This is a genomic window from Brevibacterium sp. LE-L, assembly GCF_050214925.1.
Taxonomy (GTDB): domain Bacteria; phylum Actinomycetota; class Actinomycetes; order Actinomycetales; family Brevibacteriaceae; genus Brevibacterium.
This window is the reverse complement of record NZ_CP189759.1, coordinates 264,494-290,715: the sequence shown is the minus strand read 5'-3', so window position 1 is coordinate 290,715 and position 26,222 is coordinate 264,494. Positions and strand designations below refer to the sequence as shown.

The 26,222-nt window shown below is 65.2% G+C and carries 21 protein-coding genes and 1 pseudogene; 11 read left to right on the top strand and 11 right to left on the bottom strand.

The window, feature by feature from the left end; all coding sequences use genetic code 11:
• Positions 1 to 272 precede the first annotated feature (272 nt).
• Positions 273 to 548 carry a hypothetical protein gene (locus ACQE2J_RS01275; RefSeq protein ID WP_135537776.1) on the top strand — a complete coding sequence of 92 codons (276 nt, stop codon included), beginning with the start codon at positions 273 to 275 and terminating at the stop codon, positions 546 to 548.
• Here ACQE2J_RS01275 and ACQE2J_RS01270 read toward each other — a convergent pair.
• The 3 genes from ACQE2J_RS01270 to ACQE2J_RS01260 form a co-directional block, all read right to left on the bottom strand.
• Complete coding sequence (locus ACQE2J_RS01270; RefSeq protein WP_135537775.1) at positions 482 to 1,813, bottom strand: ISL3 family transposase; 1,332 nt, start codon at positions 1,811 to 1,813, stop codon at positions 482 to 484. The genes ACQE2J_RS01275 and ACQE2J_RS01270 overlap by 67 nt on opposite strands.
• 210 nt (positions 1,814 to 2,023) lie before the next feature.
• Complete coding sequence (locus ACQE2J_RS01265; RefSeq protein WP_135537774.1) at positions 2,024 to 2,434, bottom strand: GlcG/HbpS family heme-binding protein; 411 nt, start codon at positions 2,432 to 2,434, stop codon at positions 2,024 to 2,026.
• Positions 2,435 to 2,565: 131 nt separating this feature from the next.
• Positions 2,566 to 2,877 (bottom strand): putative quinol monooxygenase, encoded by a 312-nt coding sequence (locus ACQE2J_RS01260; protein ID WP_135537773.1) that lies wholly within the window; start codon positions 2,875 to 2,877, stop codon positions 2,566 to 2,568.
• A 107-nt stretch (positions 2,878 to 2,984) separates the two neighbouring features.
• Here ACQE2J_RS01260 and ACQE2J_RS01255 point away from each other — a divergent pair, with 107 nt between their 5' ends.
• Positions 2,985 to 3,926, top strand: a complete 942-nt coding sequence (locus tag ACQE2J_RS01255) for a GlxA family transcriptional regulator (RefSeq protein ID WP_135537772.1) — start codon at positions 2,985 to 2,987, stop codon at positions 3,924 to 3,926.
• A 405-nt stretch (positions 3,927 to 4,331) separates the two neighbouring features.
• Positions 4,332 to 5,657, top strand: a complete 1,326-nt coding sequence (locus ACQE2J_RS01250; RefSeq protein ID WP_426937536.1) for an MFS transporter — start codon at positions 4,332 to 4,334, stop codon at positions 5,655 to 5,657.
• A gap of 84 nt (positions 5,658 to 5,741) precedes the next feature.
• Here ACQE2J_RS01250 and ACQE2J_RS01245 read toward each other — a convergent pair whose 3' ends face one another.
• A complete protein-coding gene (locus ACQE2J_RS01245; protein WP_425120107.1) occupies positions 5,742 to 6,419 on the bottom strand; it encodes a GntR family transcriptional regulator in 678 nt (225 codons plus the stop codon).
• Between the two features lie 163 nt (positions 6,420 to 6,582).
• Between ACQE2J_RS01245 and ACQE2J_RS01240 the strand changes: the two genes are divergently transcribed.
• Both ACQE2J_RS01240 and ACQE2J_RS01235 read left to right on the top strand, forming a co-directional pair.
• Positions 6,583 to 8,679 (top strand): FAD-dependent oxidoreductase, encoded by a 2,097-nt coding sequence (locus ACQE2J_RS01240; protein ID WP_425120108.1) that lies wholly within the window; start codon positions 6,583 to 6,585, stop codon positions 8,677 to 8,679.
• Positions 8,676 to 9,680, top strand: coding sequence for a proline racemase family protein (locus ACQE2J_RS01235; protein ID WP_426936926.1), 1,005 nt, complete (start codon positions 8,676 to 8,678; stop codon positions 9,678 to 9,680). Before ACQE2J_RS01240 ends, ACQE2J_RS01235 begins: the two co-directional genes overlap by 4 nt.
• A gap of 703 nt (positions 9,681 to 10,383) precedes the next feature.
• On the opposite strand, the pseudogene ACQE2J_RS01230 reads toward ACQE2J_RS01235, so the two are convergent.
• Positions 10,384 to 10,521, bottom strand: a pseudogene (locus tag ACQE2J_RS01230) (hybrid-cluster NAD(P)-dependent oxidoreductase); the annotation flags it as partial.
• Between the two features lie 37 nt (positions 10,522 to 10,558).
• On the opposite strand from ACQE2J_RS01230, the gene ACQE2J_RS01225 reads away from it, so the two are divergent.
• Positions 10,559 to 10,924 carry a hypothetical protein gene (locus ACQE2J_RS01225; protein WP_135537768.1) on the top strand — a complete coding sequence of 122 codons (366 nt, stop codon included), beginning with the start codon at positions 10,559 to 10,561 and terminating at the stop codon, positions 10,922 to 10,924.
• 52 nt (positions 10,925 to 10,976) lie between these two features.
• Complete coding sequence (locus ACQE2J_RS01220; protein ID WP_425120524.1) at positions 10,977 to 11,234, top strand: hypothetical protein; 258 nt, start codon at positions 10,977 to 10,979, stop codon at positions 11,232 to 11,234.
• Between the two features lie 383 nt (positions 11,235 to 11,617).
• Here ACQE2J_RS01220 and ACQE2J_RS01215 read toward each other — a convergent pair whose 3' ends face one another.
• Both ACQE2J_RS01215 and ACQE2J_RS01210 read right to left on the bottom strand, forming a co-directional pair.
• On the bottom strand, positions 11,618 to 12,841 hold the full coding sequence (locus ACQE2J_RS01215) for an FAD-binding oxidoreductase (RefSeq protein ID WP_426936925.1): 1,224 nt from the start codon (positions 12,839 to 12,841) through the stop codon (positions 11,618 to 11,620).
• 74 nt (positions 12,842 to 12,915) lie between these two features.
• Complete coding sequence (locus ACQE2J_RS01210) at positions 12,916 to 14,274, bottom strand: aromatic ring-hydroxylating oxygenase subunit alpha (protein WP_426936924.1); 1,359 nt, start codon at positions 14,272 to 14,274, stop codon at positions 12,916 to 12,918.
• 148 nt (positions 14,275 to 14,422) lie between these two features.
• Here ACQE2J_RS01210 and ACQE2J_RS01205 point away from each other — a divergent pair, with 148 nt between their 5' ends.
• Together ACQE2J_RS01205 and ACQE2J_RS01200 are read left to right on the top strand one after the other, a co-directional pair.
• Positions 14,423 to 15,349, top strand: a complete 927-nt coding sequence (locus ACQE2J_RS01205) for a LysR family transcriptional regulator (RefSeq protein ID WP_425120521.1) — start codon at positions 14,423 to 14,425, stop codon at positions 15,347 to 15,349.
• 35 nt (positions 15,350 to 15,384) lie between these two features.
• On the top strand, positions 15,385 to 16,719 hold the full coding sequence (locus tag ACQE2J_RS01200; RefSeq protein WP_425120520.1) for an APC family permease: 1,335 nt from the start codon (positions 15,385 to 15,387) through the stop codon (positions 16,717 to 16,719).
• A gap of 24 nt (positions 16,720 to 16,743) precedes the next feature.
• Here the strand turns inward: ACQE2J_RS01200 and ACQE2J_RS01195 are convergent, their stop codons facing one another.
• On the bottom strand, positions 16,744 to 17,631 hold the full coding sequence (locus tag ACQE2J_RS01195; protein WP_425120519.1) for a hypothetical protein: 888 nt from the start codon (positions 17,629 to 17,631) through the stop codon (positions 16,744 to 16,746).
• Positions 17,632 to 17,804: 173 nt separating this feature from the next.
• Here ACQE2J_RS01195 and ACQE2J_RS01190 point away from each other — a divergent pair, with 173 nt between their 5' ends.
• A complete protein-coding gene (locus ACQE2J_RS01190; protein WP_426936923.1) occupies positions 17,805 to 20,975 on the top strand; it encodes a hypothetical protein in 3,171 nt (1,056 codons plus the stop codon).
• A gap of 10 nt (positions 20,976 to 20,985) precedes the next feature.
• On the opposite strand, the gene ACQE2J_RS01185 is transcribed toward ACQE2J_RS01190, so the two are convergent.
• Positions 20,986 to 22,338, bottom strand: coding sequence for a D-serine ammonia-lyase (locus ACQE2J_RS01185; RefSeq protein WP_426936922.1), 1,353 nt, complete (start codon positions 22,336 to 22,338; stop codon positions 20,986 to 20,988).
• A 32-nt stretch (positions 22,339 to 22,370) separates the two neighbouring features.
• Positions 22,371 to 23,345 carry an ABC transporter substrate-binding protein gene (locus ACQE2J_RS01180; RefSeq protein ID WP_426936921.1) on the bottom strand — a complete coding sequence of 325 codons (975 nt, stop codon included), beginning with the start codon at positions 23,343 to 23,345 and terminating at the stop codon, positions 22,371 to 22,373.
• Positions 23,346 to 23,643: 298 nt separating this feature from the next.
• On the opposite strand from ACQE2J_RS01180, the gene ACQE2J_RS01175 reads away from it, so the two are divergent.
• Positions 23,644 to 24,663, top strand: a complete 1,020-nt coding sequence (locus tag ACQE2J_RS01175) for a siderophore-interacting protein (RefSeq protein WP_426936920.1) — start codon at positions 23,644 to 23,646, stop codon at positions 24,661 to 24,663.
• A gap of 28 nt (positions 24,664 to 24,691) precedes the next feature.
• On the opposite strand, the gene ACQE2J_RS01170 is transcribed toward ACQE2J_RS01175, so the two are convergent.
• Positions 24,692 to 26,140, bottom strand: coding sequence for an FAD-binding oxidoreductase (locus tag ACQE2J_RS01170; protein WP_426936919.1), 1,449 nt, complete (start codon positions 26,138 to 26,140; stop codon positions 24,692 to 24,694).
• Positions 26,141 to 26,222: the final 82 nt, after the last annotated feature.

Sequence of the window (26,222 nt, the reverse complement as noted above, 5' to 3'; positions counted from 1 at the left end):
AGCCGACAACGCCACTGGACAATTGACCCTGCGAATTAAGTTATATCTTTTTTGCGTATTTTCTGGACCACTGGACAGATTTCAACGAACACTTCTGCCATCGGACACATCTGCCGTGAACTGTGTCACAATTTTTATTGACATGCCTTTCGTGCCGCGTAAGGATGTTCTGCATTGTCGAAATCCGACAGCAACTGCCGCGCAGAGTTCGCACCATTCCGGCGACTCGGCCCTGCAACTTGCCTAGCAGCAGCTGAAACGAGGAACCTCTGATGCCAGAAGGCCACGACAGATTCGCGCAGAAGGACAAGAAGCCGTCGCGCAAGGAACGGCGTGCAATCAAGAAGCAGAGACGGTTCGAAGCCGATGACTGCATCGTCGTCGAAACCAAATCGATCCGCACCGCCATCGGCGGGACCACGGTCGGCAACTTCATGGAATGGTTCGACTTCGGCGTCTACGGCTACCTCGCTTTGACGGCTCATCCGATTCCAGGGTGTAGTCGCGGTCTGAAGCCGCCGGTCTCGAGCAGGGACCTGGCGATGTAGTTGGTGAGGTTGCGGAACCCGAGGGCTGAGCCGCGGAGGTGTTCGAGCCGGCCGTTGATCGCCTCCGTAGGCCCGTTGCTGGTGCCGGGGCGGTCGAAGTAGGCCAGCACGTCGGCGGCCCGCTTCTTCAACGTCCGGCCCAGCGTGATGACCTCGATCAGCGCGGCCGGGACGCCGTCGCTGACCGACTCGATCAGCTTGGTCATGAGCTCGCGGCCCTGGCGTCGGTCCTCGTGGCGGTAGGCCGCGATCATCCGCTGATAGATCCCCCAGGTCGCCTCGACCTGCACGTGCTCATCACCGGCGAACAGTGCCCGTAGTCGGCTGGCCTGCTTGTCAGTGAGCAGCCCAGCACCGGTGTGCAGCGTTCGCCGTGCGGAGTAGAGCGGGTCACCCTTGTGGCCGCGGTGACCGTGGATGGCCTGCTGGACCCGGCGTCGACACCGGTCCAACGCGTCGCCGGCCAACCGGACCACGTGGAAGGGATCCATGACCGCGACAGCGTCGGGGAGCTCCTCGGTGGTGGCGGTCTTGAAGCCGCTGAACCCGTCCATCGCGACGACTTCCACGCCGTCACGCCAGGTGTCGCTCCGGGTGGCGAGCCAGGTCTTGAACACCTGCTTCGAGCGACCCTCGACCATGTCTAGGAGCCGTGCCGGGCCGGTGCCATCACGGATCGGGGTGAGGTCGATGATCACGGTGACGTACTTGTCGCCACGCCTGGTGTGGCGCCACACGTGTTCATCGACGCCAACGACTCGGACACCCTCGAACCGTGCCGGGTCGTCGATCAGGACCCGCTTGCCCTCGGCCACGACGGCGTCGTTAGCGGTGTCCCAGGCAACCCCGAGACCCTCGGCGACCCGGGCGACGGTGAGGTGAGCGATCACGATCCCCTCAAGTGCCCACCGCAGCCCGCGACGCGAGAGCTTCGCCCGAGGTTCGGCCGCCCGGGAGGTGTCTTGGCGCCACACGTGCCCGCAGCCAGCGCATCGGTAGCGGCGGATGGTGAGCAGCAGCGTGGTAGGTCGCCAGCCGAGTGGTTCGTGGGCCAGCTGCCTGGTGACCGTGTCCCGCGGGGTTCCTTCGCAGCCGCATCGGCGGCACCACTGGTCGGCTTCGGCGACCCGGCACGCGACGACCGCACGGTCGGACTCGAGGCGTTGGCCGGTGACGACGAGGCCGAGCTCGTCGAGTCGGCAGAAGGTGGTCAGATCTGGGTGGGCGAACGCGCGTGAGCGGTCGCCGGCGGTAGCGTCGGGCACGTCGAGGTCTTTCAGGATGAGCGTGTAGGAGCCTTCATCCTCGGGAGACCTCGACGTCTATCCCGGGACCGCCACGCCAACGCCTGCTACACCCACAACCGGGATGAGCCCCTATGGCGCTTCACAACCGTGGTACACGAGAGCACGCATGGTGCGGCTCCTTCGGTGGGTGGGCTGCCGGCCGGGGGCCGGGTTCGGTGCGGGTCGGTCTCAGAAGGCGCTGGCGGCGGCTTCGGCGACGGCCTGGTCTTGGTCACCGGTTCCTCCGCTGACGCCGACGGCGCCGACGACCTGGCCGTCGCGCTCGAGCGGGATGCCACCGGCGAAGATCATCACCCGACCGTCGTTGGAGGCGTGGATGCCGTAGAACTGCTCACCGGGTTGGGCGAGGTCGCCGAGGTCTTTGGTGGCTGTGTCGAACGCGCGGGCCGTGAAGGCTTTGTTGATCGAGATGTCGATGCTGCCCAGCCACGCTCCGTCCATCCGTACGTGAGCGACGAGATTGCCGCCGGCATCGACGACGGCGATGTTACTGGGCTGACCCTGCGTGCTGGATTCAGCTTCTGCTGCCGCGATGACACGTTTGGCGTCGTCCAACGACAATGTAGGAATTGATAGCATCAATTGCTCCTTCGAATGTGGCGTGCGCTTTGTGGCTCGAGCCGCTCCAGAGCCGCCCGTTGGTTTGCCTGTTGAGTTTGTGACCGACAGCGCTCGTGTTGTGGTTCGCGTTGCGAACGTGCGTGAGCGGACTACGGGAGCTTGGACGCGAGGACGTCGGCCGGCAGGATCTCGGGTGCTGCGCTGAGGAGGTGCTGGTTGGCCGTCAGGGCTGCGACGATGGCGCCGTTGGCGTGGGCGTCGCGAGCGGCCTCGTCGTGGAATGCATCGAAGATCCAGAAGGTGTCGGCGTGGGTCCTGACCGCGAACCAGACAATCGTTCCTACTTCTTCGTTGGCGAGTGCGACAGCGCCGGCGAGCAGATCGGCGAGCGCGTCGTGCTGTCCATCGGCCGCGACGATCTTGGCGACGAAGGCATACGGAAGTGATGCGGGTGTTGACATGAGGGACTCTCCTTGAAGTCGTGATTCTTCGTGTGACGAGTTCAGCGTATGACGAGCGAGGGCCGGTGGGTAGTGGCGTATACGGCAGTATTGCTATTGTTTACGTCATGCGTATCGGACTGATCGCGATCGACGGCTGCTTCGGTTCGGCTATCGCGTCGATCATCGACATCGTGCGGGTAGCCGACGGAGCCCGCGGTGATGTCGACCCGCGGATCGACCCGATCGAACTCGCCATCCTCGGACCGAAACGGCGAGTGACCACGACGGCATCGATGACCCTGTCGGTGGACCACCCGCTGTCGGAGTCCGCAGAGTTCGACGTGGTCGTCGTCCCTGCGCTTGGAACCCTTACGGCCGCCGCTACCAACGACGCCCTCCAGAGCCGAGATGCTCGTTCGGTCATCGCCTCGCTCGGGCGCCTCGACGAGGCGACCACCCGGATCGCCGCGGCGTGCACCGGCGTGTTCGCTGTCGCCGAGACCGGACGGATGCATCATCGGCGGGCGACGACCAGCTGGTTCCTGGGGCCGGAGTTCCTGAAGCGCTATCCGAGCGTCGCCCTCGATCTCGACACCATGGTCGTGGTCGACGGGAACCTCGTCACCGCCGGCGCCGCGTTCGCCCACATCGACCTCGCGCTCTCACTCGTGCGATCGATCAGCCCCGACCTGGCCCAACATGTCGCCAAGCTCCTCATCATCGACGAGCGTCCGTCGCAGGCGGCCTTCGTCGCCTACGAAAATCTCCGGCACGAGGACTCGATCGTCGTCGAGTTCGAACGCTTCGTGCGCGCCCGACTGGACGAACCGTTCAACGTCGCCTTCGTCGCGCAGTCGCTCGGCACCAGCCGGCGCACCCTCGAACGACGAGTCCGTGCGGCGCTCAACCTCACTCCGCTCGGGTTCGTCCAACGGCTTCGCATCGAACGAGCTCGGCACCTCTCAGCAACCACGGATCTCACCTCCGCCGAGATCGCGCTACGGGTCGGCTACGCGAACGCCGAGACTCTGCGCTCCCTCCTGCGTAGGGAGCGACGCCGTTCCTGACCTATCGCCATGCCTGTAGCCGGTGTGCTAGTGCTCGACTGGAACCACCTCTCAGCACGTCGCGTCGACGCTACTGCGTCGCCCCTGGACGACCCACTCGACACGCCCGCAGCACAGGCCATGTGACGTGTCCCGGCTTCCCGGACGGTCGGGGTCGGGTGGCTGTGATGTGTCGCTGCGTTCTCGTCGAGGGGGTCAGCAGACTCGATCAGGGTCGATTGGGATGAGACGCGAAGGCGGTCAGGTCAGGGCGGCCGAAGCCGGCCGGCGGGGTAGCGTCGGTCACGTCGAGGTCTTTCGGATGGATGGCGTAGGAACCTCCATCGTCGGGAGACCTCGACGTCTATCTGCGGACCGACGCGCCCGGCCGACCTACACCCTCATCTGGGAAGAGCCGCTTTGACTATGAGGACCGTCTTCACCGAAGGCATGGACGAGCAGATGGGCCTGCTCGTCACTTTGTTCGGCTTCGCGGTCTCGTTCCTCGTCCGCCCGCTCGGCGGCATGGTGCTCGGACCACTCGGCGACAAGATCGGTCGCCAGAAGGTCCTGTTCTTCACGATGGCCACGATGGCCACTGCCACGGCGCTGATCGGCGTTCTGCCCACTGCGGCTCAGGTCGGCCTGTGGGTCATCATCCCGCTTTACCTGCTCAAGATGATCCAGGGCTTCTCCACCGGCGGCGAGTACGCCGGTGCCACCACTTACGTCTCCGAGTTCGCCCCGGACAAGTCTCGCGGCTACTGGGCGTCGTGGCTCGATGTCGGCTCCTACCTCGGATTCGCCGCCGGCGCCGGCACCGTGGCCATCACGACCGTCGTCACCACGTCCATCAACGGCGAGAACGCCATGCTCGACGGCGGCTGGAGGATCCCGTTCCTCATCGCCATCCCGCTCGGCGCCGTCGCCATCTGGTTCCGTCTGAAGATCCCCGAGACCCCAAGCTTCGAGTCGAGCGAAGAAGCCGGCCGCGACATCAAGGTCAAGGACGACAAGTACGCACGCCACGGGCTCATCGGCGTCGTTCGCCACTTCTGGAAAGAGATCCTCATCGGCATCGCCGTCGTCGCAGGATCGCAGACTGTCGGCTATGCGCTCACGAGCTTCATGCCCACCTACCTGGAAGAGACCGTCAAGGTCTCGAACGTCCAGGCCGCTGCGGCCACGATCCCGGTCCTCGTCGTCATGTCTGCCTGCCTGCCGCTCATCGGCAAGCTCTCAGACAGACTGGGACGCAAGTTCGTCTTCATGGCGGCCGCGATCATGACGATCATCCTCATCATTCCCGCCTTCGCCGTCATGCAGATCGGTGAGATGTGGGCGGTGATGGTGGCTCTGTTCATGGTCGCCCTGCCCGCCGGGTTCTACATCGCCTGCCTGGCCTCGACGCTGCCGGCTCTGTTCCCGACCGCATCTCGCTACGGTGCGATGGGCCTGACGTTCAACATCGGCGTCTCCCTGTTCGGCGGCACCACGCCGCTGGTCGCCCAGGCGCTCATCGACGTCACCGGCAACTCCTACATGCCCGCGTTCTACATCCTGTTCTTCTCGGTCGTCGCGCTCGTCGCCGTGCTCCTCATGAAGGAATCCGCGCACAAACCGCTGCCGGGATCGTTCCCGACCGTATCCACCCACGAAGAGGCCGAAGAGCTGGCTCGGACCCAGTCGGAGAACCCGGACATGGACATCGAGGCGATGCCGATCGTCGACATCGACAAGGCCCCTGCCTGATAGAGATCCACACGCGATCGGGTACTCGATCTGATCACAGACAGCGACACCGGGCCGTCCCGACAGGGGCGGCCCGGTGTCGCCTTATTCCCGTGCCGATTCCACCTGACACGGCGAGGTAGAGTCCGGATGAGCGGGGAAGCGCTTGAAGAAGTAGAGGTTCGACGTCACGAGTTCGGCCGCCGCGGCGGGATCGCCCGCCTCGATGAGGTCGACGATCCTCGGCAGCTCACGGGCGGAGTCGACGGCAATGGTCCCGATCTGGTCCTGGTGTCGGTAGAGGCGCGACTGATCACGCAGTCGCAGGCTGATCGCGGCTGCGCGCGCACCGAGCCCGTATTCGAGCAGAGCTTCGTGGAATCGGCGATCTTGGGTGTAGAACTCGGCGATCTCACCGCTCTCGGCCGCCGTCACGGTCGCCTCGGCAAGTTCGCGCAGACGGTTGACCGCGCCGGCTTTCGCCGTTGATTCGGCGAGCTCGCGGGCGGCCGGAACAGCGAGGAGGACACGGATGCGGATGATCTCCTCAAGGTCCGCCTCGGTGACGGGGACGAGACGGAAGCCCCGATTGGGCACAGCCTCGACCGTTCCTTCGGTCACGAGCGCCATCATCGCCTCACGAACGGGACTGAGAGAGATGCCGAGCTGCTTGGCCAGCCGGGCGGCCGAATAGATCCGGTCTTCGGCGAGCTCACCGGAGATGATGGCATCGCGAATGATCGCCAGCGCCTGCTCGCGCAGCGACTCGGTCTGCGGTCTCATTCGCTCCATCACGTTTCCCTCCCTCACCTCACTGTGCACAATCGGCTTCCATCGGCTATTGACAGCATAACCGCGAGATCGCACGATAGAGGCATGTAATCGGTAACCGATTACCCAGTGTCGCTCCCCTGTCGGAGCCGTTCCTGCAACGAAGGAGGAACCCATGACCGCCGATCCCCAGCTCGGCACGTCCGCCGATCCGCTGCTCCAGCCCTTCGACCTCGGAGACCTGACCCTGCGCAACCGCATCGTCTCGACCTCGCATGAGCCCGCTTACACCGAGCTGGGCATGCCGAAGGACCGTTACCGGCTCTATCACCGGGAGAAGGCTCGCGGCGGAGTCGGGCTGACGATGATCGGCGGCTCGGCCGTCGTGTCCAAGGATTCCCCGGCCGCCTTCGGCAACATCGATCTGTCCACCGACGAGGTGGTGCCCTGGCTCTCAGCGATCGCCGAAGACTGCCACGACGAGGGCGCAGCGGTCATGATTCAGACGACCCACCTGGGGCATCGCTCTTCGAACTTTGCGGGTGACTGGCTGCCCCTGGTTTCGACTTCGCGAACGAAAGAGGCAGCGCACCGTTCGTTCACGAAGGCCATGGAAGACTTCGACATGGATCGCATCGTCGCCGACTTCGCCGCCGCGGCCGCCCGCGTCGCCGCCGCCGGTCTCGACGGCCTCGAGGTCATGCACGCCGGGCACCTGCTCGACGCGTTCCTCGCTCCGTGGCTCAACGACCGCGACGACGAGTACTCCGGTGAACTCGAGAACCTGATGCGGTTCCCGCTGCGCGTCATCGACGCGGTCCGGGCGGCCGTGCCCGAAGATTTCCAGGTCGGCATCCGCATGGCCGTCGACGAACGCCGCGACGATGGCATGGACGAGGCCCGGGCCACCGAGGTCCTCCAGACCTACACCGCCCACGGCATCGACTTCCTCAGCCTCAACGTCGGGCTGATCAGCTCCGACCGGGAACTCGCCGAGGCAATCCCGGGCATGGGCACACCCGCGGCACCGTGGCTCGACACCTGCCGCCGCATCCGGGCCGCGATCGACATCCCGGTCCTCCACGCCGCCCGCATCGCCGATGCCGCGACCGCCCGGTTCGCCCTCGAGGACGGGTGCCTCGACCTCGTCGGGATGACCCGCGCGCAGCTGGCCGATCCGCATCTCGCACGCAAGATCGCCGAGGGGCGGGAGGACGACATCCGCCCCTGCGTGGGCGCGAACATGTGCCTCGACTCGATCTACACCTCAGGCTCGGCGACCTGCATCCATAATCCCGCCACCGGTCGCGAAGCCGAACTGCCGCAAGAGGTCCCCCACGACGCTGAGGCGGCTCCGAAGCACGTCGTCATCCTCGGTGCCGGCCCGGCCGGGCTCGAAGCCGCCCGTGTCGCTGCCGTCCGCGGGCACCGGGTGACGCTGCTCGAGGCCGATGACGCACCCGGCGGGCAGGTGCGCATCGCCGCTCGTTCGCAGCGACGCCGCGACCTCATCGGCATCATCGACTGGCGCGTCCAACAGTGCAAGAAGCACGGGGTCGATCTGCGGCTGAACACCTTCGCCGAGGCGGACGACATCCTCGCGCTCGACCCCGACGTCATCATCGTCGCCACCGGAGGGGTCCCTGACGCCGGGTATCCCTTCCGTGAGCAGGGCCCAAGCTTCGACGTCTGGGATGTCATGGACGACCGGCTCAAATCGAAGCAGCGGGTGCTCGTCTTCGACGACCACGGGTTCTACCCTGCCCTCGACGCCGTCGAACGATTGGCTCGGGGAGGTCAGCAGGTCACCTACGTCAGCCCCGAACGCACGATCGGCATCGATGTGGGGTCGATGAACTCCCCCGCCTATCTTCAGGTGTTCTCCGAATTCGGAGTCGAGGTCCGCCTCGGCGAGCGCCTGACGGAGAAACCGCGGATCGAGGGAAAGGAGATCGTGGCGAGGCTGCGCAACGACTATTCGGATCGGGAGACCGAAGTCATCACCGATGCCGTGGTCGTCGATTTCGGGACGACACCGAACGATGAGGTCTACTTCGAGCTCAAATCGCAGTCGTCGAATCACGGGGCGACGGACCTTGAGGCGTGGGTGCGGGGACAGCCGCAGCCGGATTCCGGCGTCGACCCGCAGAGCACATCCACCGGCTCCGAGGCGGGGCCGAAGTTCGCGCTCTACCGGATCGGTGACGCCGTCGCCTCCCGCAATGTGCATGCGGCGGTGCTGGAAGGGCTGAGAGTGGGAATGGGGCTGTGAGTGGCCCAGTGACGACGATCTGCACAAGCATCGATTTCCATACTGCCGGCGAACCGTTCCGGATCGTCGCCGAACCTCCGGTCGACATTCCAGGCGCGAGCGTGGCGCAGCGGCGAGAGCTGGCGGTGCCGGGCTCGGAGGTCGATGATCTGCGCAGGCTGCTGTGTTTCGAACCTCGCGGGCATGCGGACATGTACGGCGGCTTCATCACCGCCCCCGATGATGACGGTGCCGATTTCGGGGTGCTGTTCTGGCACAAGGACGGGTTCTCCACGGCCTGCGGCCACGGGACGATGGCGCTCGGGGCGTGGGCGGTGTCGTCTGGGCTCGTTGCGGTCAATCCGTCCGGGACTACGACAGTGACGATTGATGTGCCCTCGGGGAGGGTGCAGGCTCATGTGCACACGGACGGCAAGGGACGGGCCGCCGCGATGGATTTCGTCAATGTGCCCAGCAGGCTCATCGGCACGGACATTTCGGTTCCCACGAGCCGAGGACCGGTGAGCGTCGACCTCGCCTGGGGTGGGGCGATCTATGCCCTCGTTGACGGCGCGCAGCTCGGTATGGCGCCACCGGGAGACTCAGATGACAGCGGAACAGGCGACGGGAGCGGTGGCGTGATTCTGTCGGAGAATCTCACCGCGCTCATCGGGCTCGGCCGTGAGAGCAAGGCGGGTCTGGCCGGTCGCCCGCAGACCGTGCATCCGGACGACGATCGCCTCTCCGGCGTCTACGGCACGATCTTCGTCGACCGATTCGGGACCGTGCCCGACGGGGCGCTGCACCAGCGCAATGTCACGATCTTCGCCGATGGTCAGGTGGACCGCTCCCCGTGCGGTTCGGGAACAGCGGCTCGATTGGCCGCTCTCCATGCCACCGGTGAGCTTCGACCCGGGCAGACGCTGGTTCATGAGTCGATCGTCGGCACGCGTTTTCGGGCGAGAGTGCTCGAGGAGATCGACCCGCTCGATGACCTCGTGCCCGGGTTCGTGCTGCGGTGAGCCGTCCTGGACTACTTCGTCGATTCGAAGTTGAGAACATCCAGCGCCCCGATCTGAATCTCCTCGCGCCCTCTGCGCTCAAAACATCAATTCTCTAAAGCTGAGACAGCCGCCTCCAGATTCCAGAGATACTCGATTCCCGGCTGTCTCTCCATGCCCTACTTGTTGAGAAGCGGAGTGTTGCGAATTGGCGCTGTTGAGCACACTGCGGCTCAGCATGGAGTCCGCTCTCCGAGCCATGAATCTCGAATCGTCCGATGGCGTACCCAAAACAATGCCTGCTTGACCCGTTGCAGAATCGCTGACCGAGTTATTCGAACCGCCGCCGTGCCAAGACCAATCCTGACCCGAACGTCACGGCAATGCCGAATATCACCCAGGTGACCCAGACTCGTCCAGAAGAAGCATTGTCGAACAGACCGGGCAACAGCAGTATGAAGATTCCTGAAAACACTGCCAAACCGAATATGAGACCAGCCAGTGCATATGGCTTCGACATATCACCCTCACCCTCAGTTGAAGCTGGCCGCCGTCGTCACGGACTCATCGCCCACGTTCGCGTATCCGCAGGCTGCAGAAGCCGCTCTTCTGACCAAAGATCTCGATCGTCAGCAACCTTACCGTCGATGCAGCCGCCGTGCCCGGCATCTCCCGACTGCGGGTCCGGCATCTTGCATGGGCACATATCAATTGGCGACGTCGATCACCGCTCGACGACGAGCTCAGTCAAGGAGGTCGAACAGCAGGGCAGGAACTTTCCGGCCGCGATCTCCTTGGGGCGGATCCCTCCGGCATGCTTCATCTCGACCTCAGCGCAAGCAGATGTGCCTACCACTTTGCACAAGGTTTCTAGCACGAGCTTCGTTGACAAATCCTGCATGAAAGAAGTCAAGCAGGCTTACGAGAAGGTCGGGCAAGAGGCGAGTGCTGACGACCTCGAGATCTGTAAAGGGAATGTGACCGTCGAAGAAGGATCTACTGAGACAGTCGACGTCGGAGAGGCCAAAGCACTCGCTGCTACCCAAGACATGAGCAAGCACGAAACTGCTCAAGTCGTCGAAGCGGCCAAAGCTGGAAAGATCAAGAGCCGGAAATGGAAGCATGCCTACTGGGGTGGCTCCAATTACGAGAAGCATGCTGGCAGAACATACTGGAACGGTTCTCAGGCTTGGGTGAAGAAATATAAAGGTAAGACTGGGTACCACACTTGCCACTCAGAAGGCTCATGGCAGGTTGGCGGCTAAGATTGAATCACTTTTGGAGGCAGTCAGGACGAGACGGATGCAGGTGAAAGACATGGCGACCGAACAGCGTGAGCGATTCATGTCGGCGTCAGAGTGGAAATTCATTGGCTTCCTCGTTCTCGCTTTCTTGCTGACTCCTATCTTTTATGGACTTCCGCTGCTTAGCCCATTGTTCGCTTTGAGCACGAGCGTCAGGACGCACAGAACGAAAATGGTGTGGCTCTGGGTCGTCTCTTCGCTCCTAGTATTGATGTCGATCGCACCGTTCATCCTCAAACTCGCCGGACTGAGCAACTTCGTCGTTGACTGACGATATGGTGCGTCACCGTTAGTGCACAGTCAGTGCGCGCCCGAATACAGCGAACCTCAACGTAAGCGACCTCAGCAAGATCGACACCCTGCCGACCCTTGCAGCGCTCTGTCGATGCAGAAGCGGCACGCTCCACTCCATCACCGTCGAACCCACTACCGACACCAGCACTCTCCGCGTATGCGCCCGCCGCGGCGATGGATCGAAGAACGCGCTGTACGCGAAGATCCAGCAGCAGGTCGCCGACGACGCCCCCATCGTCCCCGTCGCCTACCAGAAGGCGCTGTACGGGGTGAGCAAGGACGTCGTCGGCTTCCGACCCTATGTGCGCGGCACCTACGGCCTCAAGGAGACGAAGCTCAAGCACTGAGCGACGGACTCACTCACCTCTCGACGACGAGATCGGTCAAGGGAGTCGAACAGCAGGGCAGGAACTTTCCGGCCGCGATCTCCTTGGGCCGGATCCCTCCGGCATGCTTCATCTCGACCTCACCGCTGACCAGCACGGACTTGCAGGTTCCGCAGGCGCCTTCCGAGCAGGATGAGGGCACCGACAGTCCAGCGTCCAAAGCGGAGTCAAGGACGGTCGTAGACTCATCGCAGTCGACCACGCGCCCCGAGACCGCGAATTCGATCGCATGGCTCACACCGGTGGCCCCGCATGCACCGGCCCCGGCTCCCGCGGCCCTCGCCCTCGCTTCGGCCCCGGCCAAACGATCGGCCGGTGAGGTGGCGAAGACGAACGACTCCTCATGCGTCCGAGCCTGCAGCACTCCCGCCTCGGCGAGGAGGGGACGCACCGCGTCCATGTACGGACCTGGGCCGCAGACGAAGGTCTCACGCTCGGCCGCGTCGGGGACGACCTCTGCGAGGGCGGCCGCATCGATCCGACCACGGCGCCCCGTCCACGTCTCCGTCCCTGCGTCCCGGGAGCAGAGGATGGTCACGCTGACCCCGGCGACCTCGGCGAGCTGTTCGAGTTCGGCACGGAAGATGATGTCGGCCGGCGTCGAGGCACTGTGGACGAAGACGATGTCGGTGCCGAACCCTCCCTGGCGGGCCAGCAGGCTGCGCACCATCGACATGATCGGGGTGATCCCGGAGCCCGCGGAGAGGAACAGGTGACGCGCTGCCGGGTGGAAGCTTGTGCTGAAGAGTCCATAGGGACCGTCGACGTGGACCCGGTCACCGACTCGGACCGAATCGTGCAGGTAAGTCGAGACCACTCCCCCGGGCACGCGCTTGACCGTGATGGTGAAGATGTTCGTGCCGAAGGGTGCCGAGGAGATCGAATAGCAGCGCTCACATCCGAGCTCGGGGAAGCGCATCGTCACGTACTGACCGGGGGCGAAGTCGACAGCGGACATCCACCCCGCCCGCAGCTCGAAGGTCTTCACGTCATGGGTGACCTGAGTGATGCCGGTGACCTCGACGGGTCCAGTGAGCAGTTCCGGATCGAGCGGCTCCGCCACGACGGCCAGCTGGCCGATCTGGGCAGGCGGGACCGCCGGAGCGGCCAGTCCCGCCTGCACGGGCCAGTCGGCCCATGCCCGCCCGGTCCTCGCGGGCACACGGAAGGTCGCCTTGCCTGCCGGTGATTCTGCCACCGGACCCCCTGCCGAAGTGACCGCCGCAGATGCTGCGTCGACGAGCCTGGAGGCAAGCGTCGAGTGACGGTACCTCATCGCTGCGCCCCCTTCTCCTTGTGCGCCTTGAGCTCCTTATGCACCTTGAGTCGTTCGATGTACCAGGTGACGAAGTCATCCACCTGCGATTCGGTCGGTGCGTACGGGCCGGGTTCATACGCCGGCGACGAGATTCCCAGATGCCCGCGTTCGCAGAAGGTCGCGTCCTGTTCGTTTGTCTTGATCCACACCTTCGTGAGGTTGTCGAGATCGTAGTCGACGCCTTCTTCCGCATCGGCATGGACGAGCCAGGTCGTGCGCACCAGCGTCTTGTCCTCGGCCAGCGGCAGCAGGCTGAACGTCACCACATGGTCGCCCATCGCGTGGAACCACATGTTCGGCTGCACGTGCAGCGAGGCCCGACCGAGGACGAAGGTGTCGAGGTCACCCAATAGTTTCGCCGAGGCGGCCGAACCGTCCATCGTGTACGACTCGCCCAACCCGTCGAGAGCGGCCCGTTCGATCCGGAAGCCCGTCGGCCGTCCGCTCAGTTGCTCGACGAGAGCATAGGGCAGGCCATTGCGATCGCAGTTGGCACGCAGCTGCTCCTCGGCATCGAGGTAGCGCTGGTAGGCCGGCTGCAGACGCTTGGGAATCTCCTCGGGTTCGTAGCCGTAGGTGGGAAAGAATGTGCAGGTCAGCTCCGGGTGACCGGCTTCGCAGTGGTAGCACTCGCGGTTGTTCTCCATGACCAGCTTCCAGTTCGAGTCCTCGATGAGGTCGCTCTGCGCGGCCACCTTCGTCCCGGCGATGTCATGCCCTGCCAGATAGGGTTCGATGACATTGGCCACCTCGTCGATGTCATCGGGAGGGGTGGGGCTGAGGCAGATGAAGATCAGCCCGCCGATGACGCGGACGTTCACCGAGCGCAGCGAGAAGCACGTCCGATCGAAACCAGGAGCCTGGACGCCCGCGGAGATGAGCTCGCCTGCCGGGGTGTAGGTCCACTGGTGGTAGCCGCACACGATGTTGCCCACCGAACCGGACAGGTCGCCCAGCAGCCGAGTGCCCCGGTGACGGCAGACATTGTGGTGGGCGCGGATCTCCTCATCGTCATCGCGGATGACGATGACCGAGTAGGTGCCGATGTCGATCGTGAGGTAGTCACCGGCTTCGGGCACTTCGGCGGTCGAGGCGACGAAGATCCAGGTCGAAGCGAAGATCGCCTCGAGGTCGCGTGCGAAGAACTCCGGGCTGATGTAGAACGGCGCCGCCAAGGAGTAGCCGGGTACGCGTTCGTCGATGAGTCGGTCGATGTCGGTCCTGCCGTGCCCGCCCGATCCAGCGGCCATGCCCCGGCCGCTCACTCCGGAATCGGTTCTCTTCTGCTCTGGGGCCAGAGTCAATTCGTCCACCACCTCGTCGTGATCGTCTCGGCCGCTTCTCCTGCCGGCCCCTTCGCCGGCCGCAGCCCCGGAGTCTGTGCTCCTTGCCCCCAGTGTCCGCTAGAGGTTTGCTGAAGAAAAGCGAATCTTCTTCATCCGAAACGTGCAATACTATTGCATGATCGATCCACGTCTCCACGTCCTTCGGGTCCTCGCCGAAGTCGGCACCCTCACCGAGGCGGCGCACCGTCTCGGGTACACGCCCTCGGCCGTGTCCCACCAGCTGAAGTCCCTGTCGAAAGATCTCGGCGTACGCGTCGTCGAACCTCGCGGCAGGGGCCTCGTCCTCACCCGCGCCGGCCAGGTTCTGCTCGAGCGTTCGCAGGAGCTCTTCACCCGGTGGGAGGAGATCCGCGGCGAACTCGACGGTCTCGATTCCGGGCTCGACACGCGGAGCAGGCGGCTGCGTCTGTGCGGGTTCTCCACTGCCGCGGCGACCCTGCTGCCGCCGACCGCCCTGGCGGTGCTGGAACGTTTCCCCGGCGCCGAGGTGACGATCAGCGAAGCTGAACCCCAGGAGTGCTTCGATCTGCTCGTTGCCGATCATGCCGATGTCGCCGTCGTCGTGGCCACCGACCCGCTGCCGCCCCGCGGTGACTCTCGCTTCGAACAGTCCGCTCTGTTCAGCGATCGGCTCGATCTCCTCGTCCCCTCGGGACATCGCCTGGCGAGCCGAGCAGCGGTGCCGCTGAGTGAGGCCGCCGAAGAGTCGTGGATCCTCGACCGCCCCGGCTCGCCGTATCACCGCTTGGTGCGCACGGCCTGCGCGGCGGCGGGCTTCCAGCCGGATCACGCCCATCAATCGCGGGAGTGGGAGACCGGCGCGGCCCTGGTCTCGGCGGGGCTCGGCGTCGCACTCATCCCGCGCCTGGCCAGGCTGCCCGACGGATTCGACGTCGTGCGGGTCCCGCTGCGCGGTGACCCCGTCCCCTCGCGAAAGATCCTCACCGGCATCCGATCCGGCTCTGGCACGCAGCCGATCATCGCCGCGGCACTGGCCACCCTCGAGTCGGTGTCCGCCGACGTGGTCCAGCGGGCGAAATGACATACTGACCAGGCGCATCGGATACGAGGAGAATCATGGAAACTGGGCAGCTGCGGCGGACGATCGGACTGAGCGAACTCGTCTTCTTCGGTCTCGTCTTCATCGGACCGGCGGCCGCCGTCGGGGTCTTCGGCACCCTCGACGCCCGCTCAGGAGGTGCTGTCGCGCTCGTCTACATCGTCGCCACGATCGTCATGACCTTCACCGCGGTCAGCTATATGCGCATGTCACGGGAGGTCCCGCGCGCGGGCACGGTCTTCGCCTACGCCTCGGCGGGCATCGGGAAGCCGGCCGGCTTCATCGCCGGGTGGATGATCCTCCTCGACTATCTCTTCATCCCCTCGGTCGCCTACCTGTTCACCGGAATCGCGCTGAACTCGATCTTCCCGGCATTGCCCGTCTGGGTGTTCGTGGCTGTGGCCGTCGTCCTCACCACCGGCCTCAACCTCGCCGGGGTGAAGATCGCCTCGCGCGTGATCACCGGGGTCGTCCTCGCCGAGGTGGCCGTCCTCGCGCTGGTCCTCGTCCTCGGCATCGCCTATCTGGTCTCGCATGGTCCGACCCGCGGGTGGCTGACCCCGTTGACCGGGGTCGACGCCTTCTCGATGACGGCGGTGCTCGCGGCCGTGTCCGTGGCGGTGCTGTCCTATCTCGGCTTCGATTCGCTCGCGACCTTCTCCGAGGAGGCGAAGGGCGGACCTCGCATCGTCGGACGTGCCACTCTCATCTGCCTGATCCTGGCGGGAGTCCTCTTCGTTGCCCAGACCTGGGTGGGCAGTCTCCTGTCACCGCTGTCACCGGCGGATCTGCAGGCCGATCCCTCGCTGGAAGGCGCCGCGTACTACAACGCGGTTGATGCGACGGTCGGTCCGTGGCTGCACTGGCTGCTCGCCTTGGCCAAGGCCGTCGGCGCGGCGTTCTCCGCGATGATCGGTCAGGCGGCCGGTTCCCGCATCCTCATGGACATGGGCCGGGCTCGGCAGGTCCCGAAATTCCTCGCCGAGGTGGCCCCGAGGACCGGTGTGCCATGGAAGGGCATCCTCGTGGCTGCGGGCGGAAATGTCATCGTGGCCGGGTGGGCGGCGACCCGTGCCGATGGCCTCGACCAGCTCACCTCGATCGTCAACGTCGGAGCGCTGAGCGCGTTCGTGCTCCTTCAGGCCTCGGTGGTCGGCTTCTTCCTCATCAGGAAACAGGGCAGCGAGGCACCGGATCGATTCAAACACGGTGTTGTTCCGATCATCGGTGCCGGACTGCTCATCGCCGTGCTCGTGAGCGCGAATCCTCTGGCGCTCCTCATCGGAGGAATCTGGCTGCTCATCGGCATTGCGGTGTTCGCGGTGAATAACCGGCGGCGAATCCGCGGCTGAGCCGCCTCGGGGAGTGGTGGACCGTCAGTCCTGCAGACGAGTCGTGCCTTCGTGGCCGCCTGAGGTGTTCAGCTGCTTGGCGTAGCAGCTGTCGGGACCGAGTCCGTGCGAGGAGCACCAGGACAGGGCATCATCAGGGTCGTTGTAGCCGATTCCGACGACCGTGACCCAGAAATTGCCTTCCTTGAAGCTTGTGAAGTCACCGCTCCAGACGAGTTTGACGCGAGGAAACTCCTCACGCAGCTCTTGATGCTCGTCGAGGATCGCCTGTTCGTCCCAGGTTCTGCCTTCGGCTTTGAGCCCGACCTTCTTCGAGCTCAGCTGGGGCACCCATTTGCCGTTGAGGTCGTCTGTGGCCTCCTTGCCGTCCGCATCGGCGAGCTGCTTGAGTGCCTTCTTCGGGTCGTCGGGCAGCTGCGTCTCTTCCTCGGTGGGTTCTGGTTCAGCGCTGGCCGAACCGTCACTGCCGGTCTCGTCGGCCGTCGATTCCTCACTTGCGGCGACGGTGGACTGTTCATCGGAATCGCGTGGGAACAGCGTCGCAGCACCCCAGCCGATGCCCACGCCGAGGACGATGACGATCACGGCGAAGAGGGCGATCATTGGCCCGCGCTTCTTCGGTGCTGCCGCCGGCTGCTGATAAGGGCCCGGTCCCTGCGGATAGGGGTACTGATTCTGCGAGTAGGCCTGTTGACCGTGCGGATGCTGCGGCCCGGCCTGCGGGTGGGCCGGACCGCTCTGCTGGTGAGGGGGTTGGGCCGGCGGGTGCGGCGGATAGGGTGGCTGCCCTTGCGGAGGCGCACCCCAGCCGGTGTTCCCCTGGGGACGGGGCTGCGACGTCCACTGACTGTCGGACTGGTCGTTGACGTCCCATTCGTTCTCATCCCCGCGCCCGGGAGGGTTCGTACTCATCCGCAACTCCAGATCGATCACGCCGTATTTCAGAAAAAGTCCCGATAGAGAACTTCTCTTGCATTAACAGCCTAATATAAGTTGTGAACTACACATGCTTGACCTGATCAGTTGATTGTTTCGGTTTGAACTACATCGCGGAGCTGTCGAGCAACTGCACTTGAGGACTGGGTATGGACGAGGAATCCGACGAGACGACACCGACCGCCGCCGAGGATCCGAAGGATCGGGATATCGAGGACCAGGAGAGTCCCGAGCCAGGGCCCGAGCCCGAACCCGGGCCCGAGCCCACGGCCGACGATCGGCCCGATTCCACCGAAGAGACTGCTCGCTGGGCGCCGCCGAAAGACGGGATGCCCGCCTCCCCGCAGACAGTCGACCCCTATCAGCAAGCAGCCGGACCGTACCCTCCAGCCCCCGGTGCCCCTCCGCACGCCGGTGGGCCGCAGGCTCAAGGGTCCGCTCCCCACCAGCAGGGTGCCCACCCTCAAGGCTCGGGTCGCTATCAGCACGATCCCTATCGGCAAGACCCCTATCAGCAGGGGCCCTATCAGCAAGGACCCTACCAATCCGGTCCCGTGCCGTATCCCGCACCGCCTGGCTACCCAGCACATGTCCCGAAGTCGAAGTTCGCCTCGGCGCTGGCGAAGGGTTCCACGTGGAGAACGGCCCTGATCCCGCCGGGGATCGCCCTCCTCGGCGGCATCATCGTCTCCATCATCCTCACCGTCATCCTCACGTCGATGTCAGAATTCAGCGCTCTGACCGAGGAGACCGGCTTCAACCTCGACAGCCTCAGCTACGCTCTGCCCTTCGTCCTCATGGCACTGTCCCTGTTCGGTTCGGCGGCGCTGCGTCTCGATATCAATGCTCCTGACAGCTTCAACGCCCAGCTGAGCATCTTCACGACCGGGGCGCCCTTGGTCGTGACGATCATCATTGTCGGCCTGCTGTGGTCGATGACGAAGATCAGCGAACGCCGCTCCCCTGCACCCAACCGGGTGTCCACGTGGATCCGCATCGGGGTCTCGACCCTGGCGATGACGCTCGTGCTCTTCCTCCTCCAGGTCATCTTCGCCGCGCGCTTCTCCTCGTTCGAAGAAGACGGTGCGCTCACCTTCTCCTACTCGGCGGTTACCGTCCGGTCGTTCTTCCTGCCCCTGCTCGTCATCCTCATCACGAGCATCGCCGGCCGGATCGCCGGACATTTCAAAGGCACCGAGGCGATCGGCGCACCGTTTCTGCGCTGGGCGGTCCCACCGCTGCTGGTGACCTGGGTCCACCTTGCCCTCTGCACCGCCGTGTTCTCGATCGTCGCGCTCTTCGTCCTGCCGCTGTCCGTCGAGATGCCGGGCCAGCTGGTACCGCTGACATTCATCAACATGGGTCTCTTCCTCACCTCGCTGACCCACCTCGGCGGAATCAGCGCCACCGCCCAAGGTGACTTCGGCGTCTACTCGGACACCTTCAGCGAAAGCCTCACCCTGTTCAGCCGCGACGCTCCCGGCCTGCTGTGGCTGGGACTGCTCGTAGTTGCGGTCGCGGTGCTGATCGCGACGGTCGTCGCCACCGTCACCCGACGTCCGGCCTGGACCGTCGTCGAGCAGGACAAGCAGCAGTGGTCGAGTGCCTGGAAGCTGCCGGTGGCGTTCTGCCTCGTGTGGGGTCTGCTGTCGCTGCTGGCGATTCCTGCGCACCTGTCGATGTCCGGATCCGCCGAGGCGGCCATGTACTTCGGCGGTTCCGGTGCTGCCCGTGCCGGAATCGGCCCCCTGGCCTGGACGTTCCTCATCTTCGCCGTCTGGGGTGGGATCATCGAGGTGCTCTCCCGCACCCTCGGTCCACGACTCGCTCTCACCTTCCCGGCCCTGGCCCGGATCGCCGCCGGACGGACCGTGCATCCGCACTGGGGACCGCACCTGGGCATGAGCGAACCGCGTTTCGCCTTCGTCCATCCCGACCTGGCTCAGACAACCGCTCCGACGCCGCCGCCGGTCGCCCCCGGACCCGGCGAAGTCGGGCAACAGGCGCCCGGCGGATATCAGGATCAGCCCGCATCGCCTGAAGCGTTCGGCTCGCAGGGCCACCTGCAGGGTCCGCAGCAGTTCTCCGCCCCGGTCGGCCCGCAGCAGCATCCGAGACCGTCAGACCAGCAGCCTTACGCCTACCCGCAGGGTTCGGTCGGCCAGCAGGCCTATTCGGCGCCACAGGGTTCGGCCAGGCAGCAGTCGCACCCGGTGCCGCAGGGAATGTACGCCGCACAGCCGCCTGCAGGTCCGGCCAGACCCTTCGACAAGAAGAAGACGACTCTCGTATCGGTCGTGGCCGGAGGGGCCGTCCTCCTCCTCGTCGCCGCGCTCATCGTCGTCACCCAGGTCAATGGGCACATGTTCGGTCCTGAAGCGACAGTGGAGAAGTACTTCGCGGAACTCTCCGACGGCGACGCCGAAGGGGCTCTCAAGGTCGCCGACGTCGATGTTCCACAGGAGTCACGGACCCTGCTGACGAACGACGTGCTCGGCGGATCCAAGGCGCTGCCCGACGATGTCACCGTCGACGATGCCGAGATCTCAGGCGACACGGCGACGGTCGCGGTCACCTATGACGTCGGAGGGTCCAAGGGCCACAGCACCCTGACCTTGCACCGGGCCGGGAAGAAGGCTCTGTTCTTCGACGACTGGGCGCTCAAGAGCCCGGATCTGCTCACCCTCACCGTCGACACTCCGGGCCTCAAGAAGGTCAAGGTCAACGGAATCGACGTCGACAGCGACGGGTCGACGCTGTCCCTGCCGGCCTTCCCCGGTCTCTACACGATCGATGTGGCTGAGAAGTCCGACCTCATCACTGCCGACGAGGTCGAGGTGCGAGCGTTCCTCGGTGATGACGCGGACATGGAGGGTGAGGAGACACCGATGCTCGCCGCCCACCCCTCGGACGCGTTCCGCAGTGAGGTCGACAAGCAGGTCAAGACCCTCATCGACAGCTGCGCGAAGAAGACCGTCGCGCAGCCTGACGGGTGCCCGTTCGGCTCCTCGCTGGCGGAGAGCTACGATGCCACCGGCCTCAAATGGTCGATCTCGTCATATCCGACGGTGACCGTCGCCGATGACTCCATGGGCGCCGACCAGTATTCGGATCCCGCGGATGCGACCGGTCCGAACGGCGGACCTGCGTGGCTGATCTCCTCGGACACCTCCGGTGAGGCACTTGTGACCGGCAGCTACGACATGTTCGACGAGTCCGAACCCTTCGACGACACCGTGACCTTCGACCTCACCGGCACGGCTGAGATCGTCGACGACAAGGTCGTCATCACCGTCACCGACGACCCCTGGGACTGGTGACCGACGAACCTCAGTCGACGAATATCGCCGAGGTGTCGCCGATCCTCTCCACCAGCCCTCGCCCTTCTTCGACGTAGGCAGCCCGCTCTCCCTCGGGAACCATCGCCCCGCCGGTGAGCCACACCAGGTGGACGCCCGCCGGAGACTCAGCCGCCGCATCACCCATCCGCCACGGAATGGTCAGTCCGGCAGTTGCCGAGGGTTCGACGTCGATGTCTTCGGTCTCGTGGAGCACACCGACTCCGGCCCGGATGACCTCGTCGGGGACCGCGGCGAAACCGGAGATCAGCGGCCCGATCGTCGGTCCGATGAATCGTGAGGGCCGGGCGACGGCCAGTCCGTCGGCGGCGGTGGCTCCGGAGAGTCCGATGTCCTGAACGGCGATGTCGCTGTGCCGACCGGTGCGCACACCGAGGAACATCGCCGGTGCCTGGCTCGGTTCGACGAAGACACAGCGCACCGCAGCTCCGAAGACGCGCTTAAGCCCGAACGTCACTCCCCCGGGCCCTCCGCCGATTCCGCACGGCAGGTAGACGGTGAGCGGATTCTGCTCATCGATGGTCATCCCGGCGGCGTCGAACTGGCGTCTGATCCGCAGTGCGGCCACCGAGTACCCGGCGAAGAGGCTCACCGAGTCCTCGTCGTCGACGAAGTGGGTGTTCGCGGCGGCTTCCGCCGAGGCGCGTCCGGCCTCCACGGCTTCGACGAAGTCACCGGCGTGTTCGATGACGTCGACTCCGTGGTCGCGCAGCATCGTCTTCTTCCATGCGCGGGCGTCGGCGGACATGTGCACGGAGGCGGCGAATCCCAGCCGTGCGCTGAGGATTCCGATCGACAGTCCGAGGTTGCCCGTCGAGCCGACGACGATCCGGTGGTCTGCGGCGATCTCCCGGAACTGCGGGCTCGAGTAGGTGGCGGGATCATGAGCGTCGAGGCCGTGGTCGGCGGCGACCGCCTCGGCGAATTCGAGCACCTCGTGGAAACCGCCACGCGCCTTGATCGACCCGCTCACCGGCAGAGAGTCATCACGCTTGAGCCACAGCTGACCGGAGAGTTCGGTTCCGAAGAGCGCGTCGAGTCGCTCCTGCGCCGAGGCGGCCCGCACGAGCGGCGATTCGATCAGTCCGCCGCGGGCCTCGGGGAATGCCGATGCGAGTTCGACGGGGACCGTTGCCGTTTCCGGGAAGGTCTCGGCGAACCAAGGGGCGAAGCGGTCGAACCGGGCCGCCGCGGAATCCATGACGTCGGCGAGATCGGGCAGGGCCGCCTCGGCGGGGGTTCGCCGGATCCATGTGGTCGCCTGGGCTGATGCCAAGGATCGGATGACGTCGTCGTCGCGAAGATCGGTGGGAAGTTCAGTCATGCCCCGATCGTAGCCGGACTTTCGGGCAAGGATCAGACGATCTTCTTCGCCCCCTCGAGCACGTCGGCGAGTTCGTTCAGCCAGGTCGCGTAGCCGTCATAGGTGTAGGCGCGTTTGTCGTCCCAGGTGCCCAGCTGTCCGGCCTTGACGGCAGGCAGCCGTCGGTAGACGGGATTGTCCTCGTAGTCGGCCGACGCGTCGTGGACGAGGAGGACGTCGGCCGGGTAGTCGGAGATCTTCTCCCAGGACACTTCAGCCCAGGCGCTGTCGGCCGGGGATTCGGGCCCGACGAGGGTGAGTCCGTCCTCGCTGAGCATCTGCGCGATCCCCAACGAGGTTGAGGCGTAGTTGATCTCGGCGCTGAAGTTCGCGAGCAGCACGGTCAGCGAATCATTGTCCTCGGCGACGGTGCGGATGCGTTTGCGCGCCTTTTCGAAGGCCTTGCGGTCCTCGGCGACGGCACCGGAATCCGTGTCTTTGCCCAGGGCCTCTGCGATCGCGGCGTATTGGGCGAACATCGCATCCGGACTCTGCTCGCTCAGCTTGACGGGAACGAAGTCGACGAGGTCGTTGACCTGGTCTTTGACCTTGTCGTCCCACCAGGTCCAACCGTCGCCCTCGTCATTGCCGTAGGCGACGAGGATGTCCGGCTCGGTCAGCGCAAGGGCTTCGATATCGAGTTCCATCTCGGTGCCGACGACCTCGACCCCGGTGGAGTCGAAGGCCTTCCCCGGTGATTCGTTCTGCCCGAATCCGAAGACCGCGACCGGGGTGATCCCGTACTGTGCCAGACCGGCCGCGGAGTAGAAGTCCGCGGCGATGCGCTTGGCCGGACGGTCGAGTTCGATCGTCAGCCCGTCATAGCCCTCCGGCGAGTAGCGGAAGTTCTGTTCCGTGCCGCCGCCTCCGGAGACCGCAGACGGCGCGTCGTCGGTCGTCGAACCGTCGCAGGCGACGAGGGCGAACGGGGCGAGGACGGAGAGGGCAAGAAGCTGACGACGACGCATCGAGAGCCTTTCGGTGAGCGTCCCGGAGAGGACGGATCGGGCACGTCCCCGCGGGGACGTTGGACGAGGTGGAACGGTGGAAGTGCTGGTCAGCGCGCTGCTCAGCCGACCTCGCTGATGAGGCCTGAGGCGACGCCGGGACCACCGTAACACTATTTGGAAAGGCTAGCCTTACTGAATTAGAATAGAGCAGTGTTGTGGATGTTCGCACGTCCTCGACAGCTGCACACACGAACGGAACGCGTCCCCGCGGGGACGCACCCAAGACCCTGTGGTCGTGGGATGCGAAGGAGAATCAGTGTCACGAGCCCCCATCGGTGCTTTCGAAGCAGAGGTCGTCGCCGTCGAAGACCTCAGCCCGTCTTTCCGTCGGGTGACATTCGGGGGTGCGGGACTCGAGGAATTCGGTCCGAACACGCACCCTCGTGACCTGCGGATCAAACTCGTCATCCCTCCGGCCGGAGCGGCCACACCGCAGTTCGACCTGCCCGCGTTCCTCACCGAGCAGGAAGCTGCCGGTGTCTCCTGGTACCGGGCCTGGCTGCAGGTCGATCCCGAGGTTCGCGGCGCGATGCGCACCTACACGGTGCGGGACTGGAACGATGCCGACCGCAGGCTCGTCATCGACATGGTCCTCCACACCGATGAGCACGGTCATTCGGGCCCGGCGGCTCAGTGGGCCGAATCTGCCGAGGTGGGGCACAGTCTCCACATCATCGGCCCCTCCCGTACCTCGGAGACCCCGTGCGCCGGGATCGAGTTCGCCCCCGGCGATGCCCACCAGATCCTGCTCGCCGGCGACGAGACCGCCGTGCCCGCGATCGCCTCGATCCTCGATTCGCTCAAGGACAGTCAGGCCCAAGGCAAGGCCGTGCTCGAGGTCCCGAGAGCCGAGGACATCATCGACATGACTGCTCCCGCCGGCTTCGAGATCGAATGGCTGCCGCGCGGCAACGCCGATTTCGGACAGCTGCTCGAACCCGCCGTCCGTGAGGCGGTGCGTTCGGAGACCCGGATCCCCGCCGAAGTGGGGGCCGGATCGGCAGGGTCGGCCGGCGGGCCGCATGGTCAGGTGCGGGAACTCGACGATGTCAACATCGACGAGGAGATCCTCTGGGATGTTCCCGCGGCCCTCACCGAGGCGGCCCAGGACAGTTCGAGTGCGACGGAGAAGGACACCCGTCCCTTCTATGCCTGGATCGCCGGAGAGGCCGGGCCGGTCAAGCGTCTGCGCCGCTACCTCGTCCAGGAGGTCGGGGTCGACCGCAAGCAGATCGCCTTTATGGGCTACTGGCGGCAGGGCAAGGCCGAGGGCTGAGCACTCGGCCCCTCAGCAGACAGCGCCTTCAGATCTCGGCGAGCATCTTTCCGGGGTTGAGGATGCCCTGCGGGTCGAGGGCGTACTTCACGGCCAGCTGGATCCGTCGTGATCCTTCGTCGAGCTCGTTCGGCAGCCACGCGCGTTTGAGGAAGCCGACCCCGTGCTCTCCGGTGATCGTTCCACCGAGCTCGAGGCCGACGCGCATGATCTCTTCGAACACCTCTTCGGCCTTCGCCGTCTCGGCCGCATCCGCAGAGTCGAAGAACACCGACGGGTGCATATTGCCGTCACCGGCATGGGCGACGAGCGCGATCTCGAGTCCGGAGGATGCCCGCAGCTCGGCCAGCCGGTCGCAGAATTCGGGAACGGCCGTGCGCGGCAGGCACACATCGTCGAGCAGCTGCCCGCCGCCGTGGGCGTTCGCGAACTTCTCGTAGGCCGGTTGGATCATTCGCCTGGCGGTGATGAGGGCCGCGGAGTCCGTCGGGTCGTCGGAGTACGCGACGTCGAGGGCACCGCAGCGCTGAGCCACCTCGGTGAAGGTCGACATCGCGGCTTCCGCATCCGTCGGGTTGTCGTCGACCTGCATGATGAGCATCGCCCCGGCATCGCCGTCGAGACCGAAGTCGCCGTAGTCGTTGAGCATGCGCAGGCTTGCCCCGTCGAGGAACTCGAACAGACTCGGCGCCCCTCCTCCGGCCATGAAGTCGGCGACGGTCTGCAGTCCGCTGCGTTCGTCGGGGAATGTCGCAATCGCGGTGAACGGATCGGGCAGGGCGGGCACCAGGCGCAGGGTCGCCTCGACGACGATGCCCAAGGTGCCTTCGGAGCCGATGAAGAGGTGGCGCATATCGAGTCCGGCCACGCCCTTCGCCGTCTGCGGGCCGAGCGTCGTGATGCTCCCGTCGGCGAGAACGACCTTGAGCGACCGGACGTAATCCCTGGTCACACCGTATTTCACGCAGCACAGGCCGCCTGCGTTCGTGGCGATGTTCCCACCGATCGACGACAGCGCGACCGATCCGGGATCCGGCGGGTAGGACAGTCCGTACGGCGCCAGATGGTCCTTGAGGTCCTGGTTGATGATGCCGGGTTGGACGGTGACGAGTCGTTCGGCCTCGTTGACGGCCACGACGTCCTTCATCTTCGATACGTTGAGCAGAATCGCCCCGGGTGAGGCGTTCGCTCCGCCGGAGATTCCGGACCGTGCGCCCTGCGGGACGACGGGGACCCGATGTTCGCCGGCGAAGCGCATGACTTCCTGGACATCCCCCGCCGAGGCGGCCCTGACCAGGGCGATCGCACCCTCGCGTGGACAGAACAGGGCTTCGTCACTGGAGTGGGCATCGATGACGTCGGGGTCGGTCGTCAGTGCGCCCGGGCTCAGACGGGCGGCGAGGTCAGCGAGCACGGCCGGATCAAGAGTGGGGAAGTCGGTGGTCGGGTTCGCGGCTGCGGTCGGAAGGGTCGACATGCGTGCTCCTCGGTTCATCGGTGGCGGCAGCGAAGGTCGGCGTCGCAACGTCGCGGTCGTCCGCCTCGGCGATGGGTGTCGA